Source organism: Ruegeria sp. BE1 (assembly GCF_056538885.1).
Window position 1 is genome coordinate 1,159,996 of record NZ_JBQFTY010000001.1, and the last position, 15,515, is coordinate 1,175,510.

16 protein-coding genes are annotated in these 15,515 nt (G+C 58.8%); 9 read left to right on the top strand and 7 right to left on the bottom strand.

The window, feature by feature from the left end; translation table 11 throughout:
- Positions 1–24: 24 nt before the first annotated feature.
- The 5 genes from ACR0J5_RS05800 to ACR0J5_RS05820 form a co-directional block, all read right to left on the bottom strand.
- Positions 25–1,065 carry a substrate-binding domain-containing protein gene (locus tag ACR0J5_RS05800; protein WP_480651274.1) on the bottom strand — a complete coding sequence of 347 codons (1,041 nt, stop codon included), beginning with the start codon at positions 1,063–1,065 and terminating at the stop codon, positions 25–27.
- Positions 1,066–1,270: 205 nt separating this feature from the next.
- Entirely contained in the window at positions 1,271–2,317 is a 1,047-nt protein-coding gene (locus tag ACR0J5_RS05805) for a sensor histidine kinase (protein WP_480651276.1), read from the bottom strand.
- Positions 2,318–2,335: 18 nt separating this feature from the next.
- The gene (locus tag ACR0J5_RS05810; protein ID WP_480651278.1) at positions 2,336–2,860 is read right to left on the bottom strand and encodes a gamma carbonic anhydrase family protein; all 525 of its coding nucleotides are present in this window, start codon (positions 2,858–2,860) and stop codon (positions 2,336–2,338) included.
- Positions 2,857–3,498, bottom strand: a complete 642-nt coding sequence (gmk, locus tag ACR0J5_RS05815; protein WP_480651280.1) for a guanylate kinase — start codon at positions 3,496–3,498, stop codon at positions 2,857–2,859. Before gmk ends, ACR0J5_RS05810 begins: the two co-directional genes overlap by 4 nt.
- Positions 3,499–3,516: 18 nt before the next feature.
- The gene (locus ACR0J5_RS05820) at positions 3,517–4,407 is read right to left on the bottom strand and encodes a YicC/YloC family endoribonuclease (protein ID WP_480651282.1); all 891 of its coding nucleotides are present in this window, start codon (positions 4,405–4,407) and stop codon (positions 3,517–3,519) included.
- A gap of 297 nt (positions 4,408–4,704) precedes the next feature.
- On the opposite strand from ACR0J5_RS05820, the gene ACR0J5_RS05825 reads away from it, so the two are divergent.
- Positions 4,705–5,325, top strand: coding sequence for a PAS domain-containing protein (locus tag ACR0J5_RS05825; protein WP_480651283.1), 621 nt, complete (start codon positions 4,705–4,707; stop codon positions 5,323–5,325).
- Positions 5,326–5,407: 82 nt separating this feature from the next.
- On the opposite strand, the gene ACR0J5_RS05830 is transcribed toward ACR0J5_RS05825, so the two are convergent.
- Positions 5,408–6,778 (bottom strand): class II 3-deoxy-7-phosphoheptulonate synthase, encoded by a 1,371-nt coding sequence (locus tag ACR0J5_RS05830; protein ID WP_480651285.1) that lies wholly within the window; start codon positions 6,776–6,778, stop codon positions 5,408–5,410.
- 168 nt (positions 6,779–6,946) lie between these two features.
- On the opposite strand from ACR0J5_RS05830, the gene ACR0J5_RS05835 reads away from it, so the two are divergent.
- Entirely contained in the window at positions 6,947–7,951 is a 1,005-nt protein-coding gene (locus ACR0J5_RS05835; protein ID WP_480651287.1) for a GlxA family transcriptional regulator, read from the top strand.
- A 1-nt stretch (position 7,952) separates the two neighbouring features.
- On the opposite strand, the gene ACR0J5_RS05840 is transcribed toward ACR0J5_RS05835, so the two are convergent.
- Complete coding sequence (locus ACR0J5_RS05840; protein WP_480651289.1) at positions 7,953–9,059, bottom strand: PQQ-dependent sugar dehydrogenase; 1,107 nt, start codon at positions 9,057–9,059, stop codon at positions 7,953–7,955.
- A 162-nt stretch (positions 9,060–9,221) separates the two neighbouring features.
- Here ACR0J5_RS05840 and ACR0J5_RS05845 point away from each other — a divergent pair, with 162 nt between their 5' ends.
- From ACR0J5_RS05845 to ACR0J5_RS05875, 7 genes are all read left to right on the top strand, one after another.
- The gene (locus ACR0J5_RS05845; RefSeq protein ID WP_480651291.1) at positions 9,222–10,403 is read left to right on the top strand and encodes an ABC transporter substrate-binding protein; all 1,182 of its coding nucleotides are present in this window, start codon (positions 9,222–9,224) and stop codon (positions 10,401–10,403) included.
- Between the two features lie 127 nt (positions 10,404–10,530).
- A complete protein-coding gene (locus tag ACR0J5_RS05850) occupies positions 10,531–11,319 on the top strand; it encodes an ABC transporter ATP-binding protein (protein ID WP_480651292.1) in 789 nt (262 codons plus the stop codon).
- Positions 11,316–12,146, top strand: coding sequence for an ABC transporter ATP-binding protein (locus tag ACR0J5_RS05855; protein WP_480651294.1), 831 nt, complete (start codon positions 11,316–11,318; stop codon positions 12,144–12,146). The genes ACR0J5_RS05850 and ACR0J5_RS05855 overlap by 4 nt, the downstream gene beginning before the upstream one ends.
- 2 nt (positions 12,147–12,148) lie before the next feature.
- A complete protein-coding gene (locus ACR0J5_RS05860) occupies positions 12,149–12,706 on the top strand; it encodes a hypothetical protein (RefSeq protein ID WP_480651296.1) in 558 nt (185 codons plus the stop codon).
- 5 nt (positions 12,707–12,711) lie between these two features.
- Positions 12,712–13,722, top strand: a complete 1,011-nt coding sequence (locus ACR0J5_RS05865; RefSeq protein WP_480651452.1) for a branched-chain amino acid ABC transporter permease — start codon at positions 12,712–12,714, stop codon at positions 13,720–13,722.
- Positions 13,719–15,032: a branched-chain amino acid ABC transporter permease gene (locus ACR0J5_RS05870; RefSeq protein ID WP_480651298.1), complete on the top strand. Its 1,314-nt coding sequence runs from the start codon at positions 13,719–13,721 to the stop codon at positions 15,030–15,032. Before ACR0J5_RS05865 ends, ACR0J5_RS05870 begins: the two co-directional genes overlap by 4 nt.
- A 188-nt stretch (positions 15,033–15,220) precedes the next feature.
- Entirely contained in the window at positions 15,221–15,472 is a 252-nt protein-coding gene (locus ACR0J5_RS05875; RefSeq protein ID WP_480651300.1) for a hypothetical protein, read from the top strand.
- Positions 15,473–15,515: the final 43 nt, after the last annotated feature.

Below are 15,515 nucleotides of genomic sequence, written 5' to 3' on the forward strand. Positions count from 1 at the left end.
CGGTCATTCAAGCCAAAGGCGGGATTAGCTACCCGAACCCATGGTCACTTCGTTTGCAATCGCATCCTGAGTCTTTGCCAGCTCAGGGTCGGCAACCAGGCCATAGTTGGCCAGCGGGCCCGAACCACCTGCGATTTCGTCAGCAGTGAAGAACTGAGCGTATTCTTTCAGGCCGGGGATCACGCCGATATGCGCTTTCTTGACGTAGAAGAACAGCGGGCGCGACACAGGGTACTCACCCGACGCGATGGTCTCGGTCGACGGTGCGATACCGCCCATGGTGGCCACTTTCAGCTTGTCGGTGTTGTTTTCATAGAAAGCCAAACCGAACACGCCGATGCCGTTGGGGTTGGTGTCGATACGGGCCAGGGTCTCGGTGTAGTCACCATCGATGTCGACCGACTTGCCGTCGGTGCGCACGTCCAGGCATGCGTCTTCGGCGTCATCTTCGCTCATGCCGCCTGCGACCATGGCTTCCATGGCGCCAGTGGCTTCGCAGCCTTCCAGCAGAACTTTGTCTTCAAAGACTTCACGGGTGCCGTGCTTGGTGCCAGGGATGAACATCGCGATTTCAACATCCGGCAGATCGGCGTTGAACTCGGCCCAGCTGTTAAAGCTGTTGTCGACCAGCGCACCGTCTTTCATGACTTTCGAGCCGATGGCGTTGTAGATGTCGGCGGGTTCAAACGCGGTGAAGGACGGGCCGGACTGTTGGCTTGCGAATACGATGCCATCGTAACCGATGCGGACTTCCATGATGTCGGTCACGCCGTTTTCGGCACAGGCTTTGATCTCTTTTTCACGGATGGCGCGCGATGCGTTTGCAACGTCGATGGTGTTTTCGCCAACGCCCTCACAGAAACGCTTCAGGCCTGCCGACGAGCCGCCAGATTCGACAACCGGTGTCGGGAAATCGGTGTTCTCACCGAACAGTTCGGCAACGATCGAGGCATACGGCAGAACGGTCGACGAACCGGCGACCTGTACGTTGTCACGCGCAGCAGCAGTGGTTGCCGATACGGCAGCAATCGCCAGCGCAGAAGCCGACAGTTTAACAAAGGACATCTCAGTCTCCTTGAGAAATAGAACTATGATCATCCCCATGATGATCTTGCGGGCACCTCTAAGGACCGCGCGTAAGCCTTTTGTGACAGGTTTGTAACAGCTTTATGACAGTTGACGGGAAATCTGCGTTATCCACAACAAACCAGACATGCAGCATTCACATAGGTAAACGGAACTTTACCCGGATCAGGTGAATTTTACTGGTTTATCGGGGCAGTATGACAGTGAATGTCGTGCCTTTGCCAAGGTCACTTTCCACCCGCAGCCGCCCGCGATGGCGGTTGATGATGTGTTTGACGATGGCCAGCCCAAGACCCGTGCCCCCCAGTTGCCGCGATCTGTGGCTGTCCGCGCGATAGAATCGCTCGGTCAGACGGGGCAGATGAACGGAATCGATTCCCGGCCCCTTGTCGATCACCTGCACCCGGACCGCCGGACCGCGCAGCGCAGAATCGCGGTCTGACGTACCAACGCAGACTTCTACACTGCCGCCGCTGCCACCATATTTGATGCCGTTCTCGATCAGGTTGGTGAAAACCTGGCGCAGCTGATCATCATCCCCAGTCAGGGAAACGGCTTCATCCGGCGCACGCATGTTCAGATGCACCCGAGCGTCATCCGCCAGCGGGCGCAGAGAGTTCAGGGTGGATTGCAACAGACCCTTCAACTCCAGCTGTTCCTTGGGGCGCACCCGCTCTTCGCTTTCGACGCGGTTCAGGGACAACAGATCGCCCACCAGCCGATTCATGCGGTTGGCTTCATCCGTCATGATCTGCAAAAACCGCTCGCGGGCGGCCGGATCGTCGCGGGCCGGGCCGCGCAGGGTTTCGATAAACCCCATCAACGCGGTCAGAGGGGTGCGCAATTCATGGCTGACATTGGCGACGAAATCGCGGCGCATCTGGCTGGCTTGCTCAACATGGGTGATGTCCTGAAAGACCACCATCAACGCACCGCCGGATACGGCGCCCACGCCGCTCATGTACCGGCATTCAACCTCAAATGTGGTGTCTTGGGCACCGTCATTGGACAGGTGGCGTGTTTTTGCCGTGTTTTTGGTGCGCAGGCCCTGTTCAATCGCTTCGATCACCTGCGGCTGCCGCAGAATCGTCGCGAAATGACGACCCGTGATGTTTTGCGACAACAGGGTTTTGGCGTCGGTATTGGCGGCAATGATCCGCTCGGTCTGATCCACCATCAGCGCAGGCATAGGAATAGCCGCGACAAATTCGGCCAGCAGGTCGTCTGACATCGTTCTGATCTTTCCGCTTTAGACCACGGGCTTCATTTCATCCCGAAAGCGCCGCATGTTCTGCTGATAATGCAACGCGCTGAGCGTGATTTTCTGTGCAGCAGCCTCATCCAACTGGCGCACGACCTTGCCGGGTGTGCCCATGACCAGTGAATTGTCGGGAATCTCTTTGCCTTCGGTAATCAGGGCCCCTGCCCCGATCAGACAGTTTTTCCCGATCCTGGCACCGTTCAGAACGATAGCGCCCATGCCGATCAGAGTATTTTCCCCAATCGTGCAGCCATGCAGCATGACCTTATGCCCAATTGTGCAGTTCTTGCCGATGCTCAGCGGGAATCCGGCGTCGATATGCATGACGCAATCTTCCTGTACGTTGCTGCCTTCGCCCACTCGAATCTCTTCGTGATCGGCGCGGATCGTGCAGCCAAACCAGACCGAGGCCCCCTGCTCCAAAACCACCTTGCCGATCAGGTTGGCATCCGGCGCGACCCAGGTGTCTTCATGTATCTGCGGCGCACGCGCGCCCAAGGCGTAGATGGTCATGACAGGCCCTCAAACTCATTTTGCAAGTTACGCACGTGATTTTGCAGGCGCGGCTGCTGGATGCGGCGCATGCGTTCAGCGGCTACGATGGTTTTCAGCTTGTCTTCGGTGCTGTCCAGATCGTCATTGACCAGCACGTAATCGTAATAGCCCCAGTGGCTGATCTCATCCCAGCTTTTCAGCATCCGTTTGGCGATCACGTCTTCGCTGTCCTGCCCGCGGGTTTCCAGACGGCGGCGCAGTTCGGGGATCGAGGGCGGCAGGATGAAAATCGACAGTGCGTGCTTGCCCAGATCCGAGTTTCTGATCTGCACCTCACCTTGCCAATCGACGTCAAACAGCACATCCCGGCCCGCATTGATCGACTCGCGCACCGGCCCGGCGGGCGAGCCGTAGAAATTTCCGAACACGTGCGCATGTTCCAACATCTGCCCGTCGGCCACCTGCTGTTTGAACTCATCTTCGGACAGGAAATAGTATTCGCGCCCGTGCTCCTCACCCGGACGTGGCGCGCGGGTCGTGGCCGAGATCGAGAATTCCAGCCCCTCGTCCCATGCCATCAACCGGCGGGCCAAGGTGGATTTCCCCGCGCCCGACGGCGAGGACAGGATGATAAGTAGCCCGCGGCGATCTGCCATGTCAGTGGTTCCCATTGCTTATTCTACGTTCTGAACTTGCTCGCGCATCTGGTCTATTACGGCCTTCAACTCAAGCCCTACCGAGGTCAGATCAGCGCTTTGGGCCTTGGAGCACAGCGTGTTGGCCTCACGATTGAATTCCTGCATCAGAAAGTCCAGCTTGCGTCCAACAGCGCCGTCCTGAGACAGCAGATCGCGGGCGGCGGCCACATGGGCCTTTAGGCGGTCGATCTCTTCGGTGATGTCAGCCTTGACGGCGATCAGGGCCAGCTCTTGCGCTACGCGGTCCGGGTCTGCGCCCTGCGTGTTGTCCATGACACGCGCAAGGTTGTCCCGCAGCGCCTCGGCGGTTTTGTCTTTGCGCAGCTCTGCCAGTTTTGCGGCCTGTTCGGTCAGGTCCGAGACTTGCGACAATTGCCCGTCCAGAATATCGGCCAGCGCTGTGCCTTCGGTCTGACGCATGTCGACAAACGCCCTAAGCAGTGCACCGAATTCTTTGGTCAGTTGCGCGACCAGTGGCGCGGGATCGTCCACGTCACTGCCCGCATCCAGCATGCCCTTGATCGCGATCAGCTCGGCCGCGGATGACGGGGCCAGCGTGACGCCGGCGGCTGCGGCCATCTCTTGTGTGCGGGACAGGGCTGTCAGGGCGGCGGCCATGGCGGGTTCATTCAGCGCCAGATCAGGGGTGGATTCGTCGCGGCTCAGCTTCAGCGACAGGGTGACATTGCCGCGGCTAAGGGTTTTTGAGGTCTGCGCCCGCAGCGCCGCCTCAAGCCCGGTCAACCAATCGGGCACGCGCAGGCGCATATCAAGCCCCTTGCCGTTCACACTGCGCAGTTCCCACGTCCAGCTATGCGGGCCAAATGCCCCCTTGCCCGAGGCGAAACCGGTCATGGATCTGATCATGCCTGCCCTTTCGTCCTTGCCTTTTTGCGTCTTGCGCCCCGCACCTAATGCCATCACCGGGGGCAGAGCAAGAGATTGCTGAGTTTGCGCCTATCGCCAGAAGTTAACCATTCGTTAAAGATTTCCTCCAAAATAGAGATAACCCGTGTCAATCTGGCCAAAGCCAGCGACTAGTCGGACAAACCCGGCCCCGTTAGATGGCATTTTATGAAAATGACGGTCAATCGACACTAGGGTAATGAGATGAAAGCCTTTTTTGGAAACGGCTCCGGGTCAAGTTTTGGAAAGATCGTCGCAATGGATCGTTTTGACAGCGGGCGCAGCCTTTCGCCCATCCGACAGGTCGAAGCGTATTGGACTGCGCTGTTAAGCGGTGACAGTGTTCCGATGCGGTCGCAGATCGATCCGCGCGGGCTTGAGAATATTCTGGAATTTACCTTCATCCTCGAACGGATCGCGCCGGGTCTGGCGCGGTTTCGTCTGGCCGGAAGCCATCTGAACGCTCTGGCAGGGATGGAGGTGCGCGGCATGCCCCTGACCGCCTTTTTCGAAGCCTCCGCCCGGCAAGAGGTGACAGATACGCTGGAGCAGGTCTTTGCCCAACCCGCCATCGCAGATCTTGAGATGGTTTCCACCGGCCGGTTGGGTCGTACCCGCATGCAGGCCCGCATGATCCTGTTGCCGTTGAAAAGCGACCTTGGCGATGTCAGCCGCGTTTTGGGCGTTTTGGTCAGCGATGGCGCAATCGGGGCGACCCCGCGCCGGTTTACGGTGCCCAACACCCGGGTCCGCGCGGTGTCCGACATCCAGACCCAACAACCACAGCCCGAACGTAAACTGGCCGGATTTGCCGAGGATCCGGAAAGCTTCAAGCAGCGCGGCGCGCATCTGCGGCTTGTGGCGTCGCGTGACGACTGAAACTAGCCACAGTTCGAGGTCTCACAGAAAGAAAAAGGCGGACCGAACTGGCCCGCCTTTTCTTTTTCGTTCGCAATTGCCCTTAGCTAGCAGCGCGTTTGCTGCGATCCCGGCGCAGGTTGGTCAGCTCCTCTGCCACCAGGAAGGCCAGCTCAAGCGATTGCGACGCGTTCAGGCGCGGGTCACATGCGGTGTGGTACCGGTCCGAGAGATCCTCTTCGGTCACCGCCCGCACGCCACCGGTGCATTCGGTCACGTCCAGGCCGGTCATCTCGAAATGCACACCACCGGGGATCGTGCCCTCGGCCTGATGCACACCAAAGAAGTCGCGCACCTCGCGCAGGACCGAATCGAACGGACGGGTCTTGTAACCCGTGGCCGATTTGATCGTGTTGCCATGCATCGGGTCGCAGACCCAGGTGACCTTGGCCCCCTCTTCCTTGACGGCCTTGACCAGACGCGGCAGATGCTCGCCCGCTTTGCCCGCGCCGAAGCGCGCGATCAGGGTCAGGCGACCCTCTTCGTTTTCGGGGTTCAGCTTGGCCATCAGAACCTTGAGGTCTTCGGCTGTGGTCGTCGGACCGCATTTCAGACCGATCGGGTTCAGAACGCCACGGCAGAACTCCACATGTGCACCGTCCGGCTGACGGGTGCGGTCACCGATCCAGATCATGTGGCCCGACCCGGCCAGCCAGTTGCCCGAGGTCGAATCAAGACGGGTCAGCGCCTCTTCGTATTCCAGCAGCAGCCCTTCGTGGCTGGTGTAGAATTCTACGGTCGAGAATTCATGCGTGGTGTCGGCGTTGATCCCGGCGGCATCCATGAAATCAATGGAATCCTGAATGCGATCAGCGATCTCCGAATATTTCTGCACGTCCTGATCATCTGTGAACCCAAGGGTCCACGAATGCACCATGCTCATATCGGCGAAACCACCGGTTGAGAAGGCGCGCAGCAGGTTCAGCGTGGCAGCCGCCTGCGTGTAGGCCTGCAGCATCTTGCCGGGGTTCGGAATGCGCGCTTCGGGCGTGAAGGCCAGTTCGTTGATGATGTCACCGCGGTAGCTGGGCAACTCAACGCCATCCACAACCTCGGTTGGCGCGCTGCGCGGTTTGGCGAACTGTCCGGCCATGCGGCCAACTTTGACCACAGGCACCTTGGCGCCATAGGTCAGAACCATTGCCATCTGCAGCATCACCTTGAACGTGTCACGGATGGCATCCGCGCTGAATTGCTCAAAGCTTTCTGCGCAATCGCCGCCCTGCAGCAGGAAGGCTTCGCCGCGACCGGCGGCCCCCAACAGCTGCTTGAGCCGCCGCGCCTCACCGGCAAAGACCAGCGGCGGATACTGTGAAAGCTGGCCTTCGACCTTGGCCAGAGCGGCCGCGTCGGTATAGTCTGGCATCTGAACCCGGGGCTTGTTGCGCCAGTTCGTTTTTTGCCATTCGGTCATAGCTTTGATCTCCGCTGAAGTGTTCAGGTCGTCTCTATACAAAATGCAATGAAGAGTGACCATATCCCTTTTGCGCCCCTTGACGTCGTAAACAAGCTTTGATCATGGTGGCTGCCAAATCTGCCGCAGGGTTAAACCGACCATGCGCCGAATCAAGGACCCCTCGCCATGCAAGAGCAACGCCAAGTTGTCACGGTGGAAGACAAGAAATCCCACCCAAAGAACTTTGTATTTGTCCTGCTGGACAAGTTCTCGCTGCTGTCTTTTGCATCAGCGCTGGACAGCTTGCGCATTGCCAACCGCATGGCGGACAGAGAGCTTTACACGTGGACCCTGATGGGGGATGGCGGCGAGGTGGTGCAATGCTCGGCCGGTACATCGTTTCATCTGGATTCGGATCTGGTCGATCTGCAACGCGATGACGTCGTTCTGATCTGCGGCGGCGTGGATGTTCAGACCGCAACCACCAAACGGGTGCTGAATTGGGTCCGCCGCGAGGCGCGCCGGGGCTTGCGCATCGGCGGGTTGTGCACTGCAGCCTATACTTTGGCCAAAGCCGGTCTGCTGGACGGCAAGCGCGCCACGATCCACTGGGAGAACTCGGACAGTTTTGTCGAAGAATTCGACGAGGTCGAACTGACCAAATCGGTCTTCCTAATTGACGGCAACCGGATGACCACGGCGGGCGGTACATCCTCCATCGATCTGATGTTGAAGATCATCGCCGATGACTATGGCGAGGATCTGGCCAATGCCGTGGCAGATCAGATGATCTATTCTTCGATCCGAACCGACCAGGACACGCAGCGCCTGTCTACGCCAACCCGCATCGGCGTCCGGCACCCCAAGCTAAGCCAGGTGATCCTGATGATGGAGAAGAACATCGAAGAGCCGATCTCGCCTTCGATTCTGGCCAAGGACGTGGGCATGTCGACCCGGCAGCTTGAGCGGCTGTTCCGCCGCTATCTCAGCCGTTCGCCCAAGCGCTATTACATGGAATTGCGCCTGCACAAGGCCCGCAACCTGCTGATGCAAACGGATATGAGCGTGATTAATGTGGCGCTGGCCTGCGGCTTTGCATCCCCCAGCCATTTCTCAAAATGCTACCGGGCGCATTACAACACCACACCCTACCGCGAGCGCGGCGCACAGGGTGAGCGTCTTTCGGGCTGAGTTACGACGGATCGCCTTCGGGGCTCATGCGGTAAACGGCCCCTTCTCCCACGGAAATAAACCAGATCGCGCCGTCCGGGGCCTCGACAATATCGCGGACCCGGATCGTTTCCGGCCCTTTGATTTGCTCAACCTCGGATAGCGGATCACCGGTCAGGCGCGCGATATAGTCGAACTTGAGCGAGCCGACAAAAATGTTGCCCTCCCATTCCGGCCACAGCTTGCCCGAATAGACCATCAGGCCAGACGGCGCGATGGACGGGTCCCAATAGTGCTGCGGCTGCTCCAATCCGGGTTTTGATGTTCCTTCGCCGATCTTTTCGCCCGAATAATGCACACCATAAGAGATCACCGGCCACCCATAGTTCCGCCCCGGTAGGATCAGATTGACCTCATCCCCGCCACGCGCCCCATGTTCCGACGTCCAAAGATTACCCTCGGCGTCCAGACCCGCGCCCTGCGGGTTGCGGTGGCCATAGGACCAGATTTCCGACCGCACGTCGTCATCATTCACAAACGGATTGTCGTCAGGCACGGTGCCGTTGCGGTTAACGCGGATGATTGAACCGATGTGGTTCGATGTGTCCTGCGCCGCCGGCCGGTCGCCACGATCCCCGATTGTGACGAACAGCGTGCCATCCCGCGCCTCAACCACGCGCGATCCGAAATGCTTGCCGGTACGTCCGCCCGGGACAGCTTCGAAAACCACCCGCACCCGGGTCAGATGGGTGCCGTCTTCGGATAACCGCGCCACGGCCAGCGCGGTACCCGCCTTGCGGAACTGCCGTTTCGAGAAGGTCAGGAAAATCTCGCGCGTTTCCGGGAAATCGCGGGCAATGGTCACGTCCAATAACCCGCCCTGCCCATCTGCGGCCACCCGGGGCACGCCTTTCACGCGGTTTGTCTGCCCATCTTTGACATGAAGAAGATTGCCGTCGCGCTCGGTCACAAGGAACCCTTCCTCGGGCAGGATGCCGATAGCCCAGGGGGCATCAAGGTCCTGAACCATGGGTTTGACCTCTATCGGCCCGGCCGAGGTTTGCATCGTTTCGGCGCTCGCCAAACCAGCCGCCAGCGACAGAACCAGAATCAGGCTACCTTTGAACATCATTCCCTCCAGCATCGCATGACTGCCCACACAGCAACCATGCCAGCAAACCAATGCAGAGCCTAGCTGGCAACAACACATTTGTGTGAGGACTTTTCTTTTCCGAACAGCTTGCCTAGGGTCGTGCTCAGAACGAAGACGTTCCAACTTGGGAGTAACCACATGAAAAAGCTGCTTACCGCAACTGCAGCAACCGCCCTGCTGGCGGGCACCGCAATGGCCGACGATGTAAAACTGGGCGTTCTGTTCGGTTTCACCGGCCCGATTGAATCGCTGGCCCCTGCGATGGGTTCGGGCGCTGAAATGGCCATGGCCGAAGTCACCGAATCCGGCAAACTGCTGGACGGCGCAACCGTCACCGGCAGCCGCGCCGATACCGGTTGTATCGACAACGGTCTGGCCACCTCGAACGGGGAACGCATGATCGCCGATGGCGTCGCTGGTATCATCGGCGGAGACTGCTCGGGCGTGACCGGTGCAATCCTGCAGAACGTTGCGATCCCGAACGGCATGGTGATGATCTCGCCCTCGGCCACATCACCCGGTCTGTCGACCATGGAAGACAACGGCCTGTTCTTCCGCACCGCCCCGTCGGATGCGCGCGAAGGTCAGGTGATGGCCGACATCCTGAACGATCGTGGCATCAGCTCAATCGCGCTGACCTATACCAACAACGACTACGGCAAGGGTCTGGCAGATGCGATCCAGTCCTCGTTCGAGGCGTCGGGTGGCGAAGTCACCATCGTTGCCGCGCACGAAGACGGCAAAGCCGACTATTCCGCCGAAGTGGGCGCGCTGGCCTCGGCCGGTGGCGACATTCTGGTTGTCGCGGGCTACTTGGATCAGGGCGGTCTGGGCATCATCCAGTCGGCACTGGACAGCGGTGCATTTGACACCTTCGGTCTGCCCGGTGGCATGATCGGTGACTCGCTGCCTGCCAATGTTGGCCCCGACCTGAACGGCTCGTTCGGTCAGATTGCCGGTTCGGGTGGTGAAGGTGCTGAAAAGTACTTTGCCATGGCCGAAGCCGCAGGGTTCGACGGCTCGTCGCCCTATTCGCCGGAAAGCTATGACGCAGCTGCGCTGTTCATGCTGGCGATGCAGGCCGCCGGGTCCACCAACCCGGCCGAGTACGGCGCGAAAATCATGGACGTCGCCAACGCCCCGGGTGAGAAAATCTATCCCGGTGAGCTGGCCAAAGGTCTTGAGCTGCTGGCCGCAGGTCAGGACATCGACTATGTCGGTGCGTCCGGCGTTGAGCTGATCGGCCCCGGTGAAAGCGCGGGCTCGTATCGTGAGATCGAAGTCACCGACGGCGAAAACGCAACCGTCAACTTCCGTTGATCCTGCGTTAAAAGTCATAAAAACAAGCAGCCCGGGCCTTGTGTCCGGGCTGTTTCAATGACAAAAGCCCGCACCATTCGTACAGGGATGTGGCAACAACGCCGGAAAACGGCGGCTAGGGGAAAAGATGATCGTCGTCGAAGACGTGCACAAGCATTTCGGCGGGTTTCATGCGGTGGATGGGGCATCGCTGGAAATCCAAAAGGGCTCGATCACCGGTCTGATCGGGCCGAACGGGGCCGGAAAAACCACTCTGTTCAATGTCATCGCGGGTGTCCTGCCGCCGACCAGCGGCAAGGTCTTTATGGATGGTGAGGATATCACCGGCCTGCCCCCGCATGAGCTGTTTCACAAGGGCCTGCTGCGCACGTTCCAGATCGCGCATGAGTTTTCCTCGATGACCTGCCGCGAGAACCTGATGATGGTACCCGGCGCGCAATCGGGTGAATCGCTGTGGAACACATGGTTCGGGCGCAAACGCATCGCCGATGAAGAACGCGCGCTACGCGCCAAGGCCGATGAAGTGCTGGAGTTCCTGACCATCGAACATCTGGCCGACCACAAGGCCGGTCAGGTCTCGGGCGGGCAGAAGAAACTGCTGGAGTTGGGCCGCACCATGATGGTCGACGCCAAGATCGTGTTTCTGGACGAGGTCGGCGCTGGCGTGAACCGCACCCTGCTGATGACCATCGGCGATACGATCCTGCGTCTGAACAAAGAACGCGGCTATACCTTCGTCGTGATCGAACACGACATGGATTTCATCGGCAAGATTTGCGATCCGGTCATCTGCATGGCCGAGGGCAAGGTGCTGGCCGAGGGCACTCTGGACGAAATCAAAGCCAATGAGCATGTGATCGAAGCCTATCTGGGCACCGGCCTCAAGAACAAAGACAAGCTGGAGGCGGGCGCATGACCGACAACCCCTACCAGGACGACAAGGGCAACAAGGATGCCTCGATCACCAATACCCACGGGGTCGGCACCATGACCCCCGCCCATCCCAAAAGCGGTGAGACGCATAAGGTTGATGGCGGCCCCTTCCTGATCGGTGACACGATGACGGGCGGGTATGGCAAGGGCCCCGACATCCTGCACGACTGCACCATCGCCGTGGACAAGGGTGAAATTGCGGTGATCGTCGGCCCCAATGGCGCAGGCAAGTCCACTGCGATGAAAGCCGTGTTCGGCATGCTCGACGTGCGCTCGGGCGCGGTGCGGCTGGATGGTGAGGATATCACCAACCTCAGCCCACAAGACCGTGTGATGCGCGGCATGGGATTTGTGCCGCAGACCTCGAACATCTTCACCTCGATGACGGTGGAAGAAAATCTTGAGATGGGCGCCTTCATCCGCCGCGATGATATTTCGGGGACGATGGAGCAGGTCTATGACCTGTTCCCCATCCTGCGCGACAAGCGCAACCAAGCCGCCGGAGAGCTGTCGGGCGGTCAACGCCAGCAGGTCGCCGTGGGCCGCGCGCTGATGACCCAGCCCAAGGTGCTGATGCTGGACGAGCCGACCGCTGGTGTGTCGCCCATCGTGATGGATGAGTTGTTTGACCGGATCATTGAGGTCTCGCGCACCGGGTTGCCGATCCTGATGGTCGAACAGAACGCCAGGCAGGCGCTGGAAATCGCGGACAAGGGATATGTGCTGGTTCAGGGGCGGAATGCCTATACCGGCACGGGCAAGGAACTGCTGGCCGATCCCGAAGTGCGCAAGAGTTTCTTGGGAGGGTGAGGATGATCAAACTTGCTGCTACGTCATTTTTTCTCGCGATCTCGACTTCTGCCGTTTTGGCATATTCGGAGCCTCAGAGCAGTTTCATCGAGTATGATTGCGTCATAATTCAAAAATGCGACCACCAGTTTCTGTGCAAGAAAACCAATGAACCGACTACGATAGTTTATACGTCGCTAATTTTTGACTTGTCACTTACTGAGTTGAGCGGTCCGGCGAACTATCCCTTTGACAATTGGCATATAGGAACAGCGTGGGTGGACCTAATAAATCCTCGTGCAGGTAAACTGCCTATAGCGCTGTGGTATTCTGAAGAGGCCGGTTTTGCTGGAGACATAACATTTCGTCTCGAGGACTGGCTCGAAGGAAAACAAGAATCTCCCTTCCGTATAGATGGTTATGCGCTTGTTATGACCGGTGACGTGGAAGAAATCGGATACAGCAGGGCGAACATAGACAAGGCGGACGATCTACCTTGGCAAATGACCTTTTACAAGAAGAAGTGGGATGAGCCCCACCAGTATTTCACCCAAGACCTTCTCTGTGATTCCGATTGGTAATCGATATGGACTTCCTCAACGCCCTTGTGGCGCTCTCCAACTTCGTTCTCGTTCCCGCAATCGCTTATGGCAGCCAGTTGGCGTTGGGCGCTTTGGGGGTGACGCTGATCTATGGCATCCTGCGGTTCTCGAACTTTGCCCATGGCGATACGATGGCCTTTGGCGCGATGATCGCTGTTCTGGTCACATGGGGCCTGCAGGCCGCAGGGGTCAGTTTTGGGCCGCTGCCGACCGCTCTGCTGGCCCTGCCTTTTGCCATTCTGGGCTGTATTGTTTTGGTGCTTGCCACTGACCGGCTGGTTTACCGCTTTTACCGGGACCAAAAGGCCAAGCCGGTCATTCTGGTGATCGTGTCGATGGGTGTGATGTTCATCATGAACGGGCTGGTGCGGTTCATCATCGGGCCAGACGATCAAAGGTTTTCGGACGGGGAACGGTTCATCGTCTCAGCGCGCGACTTCAAAGCTATGACCGGGCTGCGTGAGGGGCTGGCGATCAAGACATCCCAAGGCATTACCGTGGTTGTGGCCGTTGTCGCCGTGGTGCTGCTGTTCTGGTTCCTGAACAAGACCCGCACCGGCAAATCGATGCGCGCTTATTCGGATAACGAGGATCTGGCGCTGCTGTCCGGTATCAACCCCGAGCGTGTGGTGATGATCACGTGGATCATCGTCGCTGCTCTGGCGACCACGGCGGGGGTTCTGTACGGGCTGGACAAAAGCTTTAAGCCGTTTGTCTATTTCCAGCTTCTGCTGCCGATCTTCGCCTCGGCCATCGTGGGCGGCCTTGGCAACCCGCTGGGTGCCATCGCAGGCGGGTTCATCATCGCGTTTTCCGAGGTGACGATCACCTATGCGTGGAAAAAGGTGCTGACCTATCTGGCACCCGAAAGCCTGGAGCCGTCGGGATTGGTTCAGTTCCTTTCCACCGATTACAAATTCGCCGTCAGCTTCGTTATCTTGCTGATTGTGTTGCTGTTTAAGCCCACGGGCCTGTTCAAGGGGAAAGCGGTATGACCGTGTCTGTCAAAAACACGCTGCTTTTCGTTGTCGTTGGTGGGCTGATCCTTCTGACCGGGTTCACGCAAAGCTGGAACGCCGCGATCCTGATCCTGAATATGGGGCTGATCTCGGCCATCATGGCGCTGGGCGTGAACCTGCAATGGGGGTTTGCGGGCCTTTTTAACGTCGGCGTTATGGGCTTTGTCGCGCTGGGCGGGTTGGCAGTTGTGCTGGTTTCAACCCCGCCGACGCCGGGGGCCTGGACCGCCGGTGGTTACGGCGTCATCCTTGCGCTGTTGCTGGGGGCCGCGACCGTCGTGGCCGCTGTCATGATCTCGCAAAAGATGCAGAAAGGCCGCGTTCGTACGCTGTCGATCATCGCGATCCTGATTGCGGGTTTCTTCATCTACCGCGCCGTGTTCGACCCTAATATCGCAGCGATTGAGGCGATTGATCCCGCCGTTGCGGGCAATATTGGCGGCCTGAACCTGCCCGTTCTGCTGGCCTGGCCTGCGGGCGGGCTCTTGGCCGCCGGGGCCGCGTGGCTGATCGGGAAAACCGCTCTGGGGCTGCGTTCGGACTATCTGGCGATTGCGACACTGGGCATTGCCGAAATCATCATCGCGATCATGAAAAACGAAGACTGGCTGGCCCGTGGGGTCAAGAATGTCTACGGCATCCCGCGCCCTTCGCCCGTGGTGGGCTATGAGGTTGAGTTACAACAAGACCCCTCATTCCTCGCGCGGGCCGATTGGCTTGGGATCGATCCGGTCACAGCCTCGACCCTGTCGGTCAAGCTGGGCTATTCGCTGCTGTTTACCATCGTGCTGCTGTTGCTGCTTTGGATGGCGCAGATGGCGTTGAAAAGCCCGTGGGGCCGCATGATGCGCGCCATTCGCGACAATGAGGTCGCGGCCGAGGCGATGGGCAAAGATGTCACCCGCCGCCACTTGCAGATTTTCGTTCTGGGCTCTGCCATTTGCGGCATTGCTGGTGCGATGATGACCACGCTGGATGGGCAGTTGACGCCGGGCACATACAACCCGCTGCGCTTTACCTTCCTGGTGTGGGTCATGGTGATTGTCGGCGGGTCGGGCAATAATTTCGGCGCCGTACTAGGGGCCTTTCTGATCTGGTTCCTGTGGGTTCAGGTCGAACCTATGGGGCTGTGGCTGATGAACCTGATCACCTCTGGACTGCCGGATGGCAGCGGGCTCAAATCGCATCTGATCGACAGCGCCGCGCATATGCGCCTGTTCACCATGGGTTTGATCCTGTTGATTGTCCTCAGATTCAGCCCAAGAGGTCTAATCCCCGAAAAATAGATCAAATTTCTGCTAAATTTTTGAAACCGCGCTGCGTCATCGGCGCGGTTTCTTGATTCATCTTCGGAACATGAATAGACCGAATGACAGTTGGGCACTGTCCGGACCCGCGCCAGATCGCCTTCACGTTAAATTAGTCAGTTCACGCTGATACTACAGGTCACCTTTCGAGAGTAAGAAGACGACACATGAAACCTTCGTATATCCCCAAGATTCTGCTGCTGCCGGTTGTGATCAGCCTGGCCGCCTGTATCCCCTCGCCCAAGGATTTTGAAACCGATCCGGTCACGATCCAGACCCCCAAAGGCGAAGTCACCTGTCAGCTGTACCGCCCTGATCGCGTTGTCTGGGACCGGGCGATTGATTTCCCGGCGACCAAAATGTCGGTCAGTGAGGCGGACGCCTATTGCCAACAGGAAGGCCAGCGTCAACTGGGCTGATGTGCTGCGCGCCGGGCGGACCTTTGGCAGCCCGGCGCCCCTG

Coding starts and splice junctions, on each gene's coding strand:
- ACR0J5_RS05875 (WP_480651300.1), top strand. CDS start 15,221: ATGAAACCTTCGTATATCCCCAAGATTCTGCTGCTGCCGGTTGTGATC.
- ACR0J5_RS05870 (WP_480651298.1), top strand. CDS start 13,719: ATGACCGTGTCTGTCAAAAACACGCTGCTTTTCGTTGTCGTTGGTGGG.
- ACR0J5_RS05860 (WP_480651296.1), top strand. CDS start 12,149: ATGATCAAACTTGCTGCTACGTCATTTTTTCTCGCGATCTCGACTTCT.
- ACR0J5_RS05855 (WP_480651294.1), top strand. CDS start 11,316: ATGACCGACAACCCCTACCAGGACGACAAGGGCAACAAGGATGCCTCG.
- ACR0J5_RS05850 (WP_480651292.1), top strand. CDS start 10,531: ATGATCGTCGTCGAAGACGTGCACAAGCATTTCGGCGGGTTTCATGCG.
- ACR0J5_RS05845 (WP_480651291.1), top strand. CDS start 9,222: ATGAAAAAGCTGCTTACCGCAACTGCAGCAACCGCCCTGCTGGCGGGC.
- ACR0J5_RS05865 (WP_480651452.1), top strand. CDS start 12,712: ATGGACTTCCTCAACGCCCTTGTGGCGCTCTCCAACTTCGTTCTCGTT.
- ACR0J5_RS05805 (WP_480651276.1), bottom strand. CDS start 2,317: ATGTCAGACGACCTGCTGGCCGAATTTGTCGCGGCTATTCCTATGCCT.
- ACR0J5_RS05800 (WP_480651274.1), bottom strand. CDS start 1,065: ATGTCCTTTGTTAAACTGTCGGCTTCTGCGCTGGCGATTGCTGCCGTA.
- ACR0J5_RS05810 (WP_480651278.1), bottom strand. CDS start 2,860: ATGACCATCTACGCCTTGGGCGCGCGTGCGCCGCAGATACATGAAGAC.
- ACR0J5_RS05825 (WP_480651283.1), top strand. CDS start 4,705: ATGGATCGTTTTGACAGCGGGCGCAGCCTTTCGCCCATCCGACAGGTC.
- ACR0J5_RS05820 (WP_480651282.1), bottom strand. CDS start 4,407: ATGATCAGATCCATGACCGGTTTCGCCTCGGGCAAGGGGGCATTTGGC.
- ACR0J5_RS05835 (WP_480651287.1), top strand. CDS start 6,947: ATGCAAGAGCAACGCCAAGTTGTCACGGTGGAAGACAAGAAATCCCAC.
- ACR0J5_RS05830 (WP_480651285.1), bottom strand. CDS start 6,778: ATGACCGAATGGCAAAAAACGAACTGGCGCAACAAGCCCCGGGTTCAG.
- ACR0J5_RS05840 (WP_480651289.1), bottom strand. CDS start 9,059: ATGTTCAAAGGTAGCCTGATTCTGGTTCTGTCGCTGGCGGCTGGTTTG.
- gmk (WP_480651280.1), bottom strand. CDS start 3,498: ATGGCAGATCGCCGCGGGCTACTTATCATCCTGTCCTCGCCGTCGGGC.